Below are 869 nucleotides of genomic sequence, written 5' to 3' on the forward strand. Positions count from 1 at the left end.
AAAGTTTTTACCAGTTCATGGTCACCAAGAAATGACGCCATGAGTAATAGTGACGCTCCACATGAATTGACTGTATTAACGTCCATTCCCTTCTTCAACAAACGTTGAGCATACGAGCTGCTTTTTCCCTCAATCATCTGATAAATTGCGATATTTATAGGACTACTAGGGTCGTTTCTGCTTTTGCAAGAACTTGAATCACTTGTCAAAAACACTATGGATAAAGCTGCTAGTAAAAATCGCTTCAAAATAATCCCTCCTAACGCCCTGTTAAGGTGTGAGCAACGCAATACCGAAGCTCCCGCATACCACCTTAAACACTAAACGCAACGCATAGTAAAAATGCCAAGCGTTGCGAATCACTCTTAAACAGTTTGTTATGTTTATTTTTCACCAACATGCTTAAAGACTTCTTCAGAGCTGATGCTCAATTCACCTCTAGGTGCTTGTTTCACTAAAGTACCTATAACCTCGTTGTAAGGAAGTAATTTAACCTGACCAGTAGGAGCCCAGCAATTTTTGCCTGAACGATAGAAACTCTGACCAGAATAACCATTGCTATAACTTTCAACGATTATTCTTTTCTGACGCCCACTAGAAGCCTCTTTGACAGTGACAATTGCATAAGTATTTGTATTCCAGCTTGTGTCGTGTATCAAAAGCTCTTGCCCTTCATATGGGGGATTGTCCTCAAAATATTCTTTGACGCTTTCAAACGTCCAATACAAACCTGCTGCATCTCTTAGTTTCTTGAATTTTTCATTCCGCTTATCACGGCATTGCATACAAGTAGCAGGAGCCGCTTTAAAATCACGAACTCTCATATGGAAAGGTCTAAACATTTTATCTACAAATTCTGATTGGCATTG

Annotated in this window: 1 protein-coding gene and 1 pseudogene; both read right to left on the reverse strand. The window is 39.5% G+C overall.

What is annotated here, in order from left to right; genetic code table 11:
• Positions 1 to 248, reverse strand: a pseudogene (locus IQR33_RS34590) (ankyrin repeat domain-containing protein); the annotation flags it as partial.
• Between the two features lie 135 nt (positions 249 to 383).
• On the reverse strand, positions 384 to 869 hold a 486-nt coding region (locus IQR33_RS26720; protein ID WP_193844208.1), incomplete at its 5' end, for a hypothetical protein.

The organism is Vibrio sp. OPT46, assembly GCF_015163535.1.
In the GTDB taxonomy this organism is placed as follows: domain Bacteria; phylum Pseudomonadota; class Gammaproteobacteria; order Enterobacterales; family Vibrionaceae; genus Vibrio; species Vibrio alginolyticus.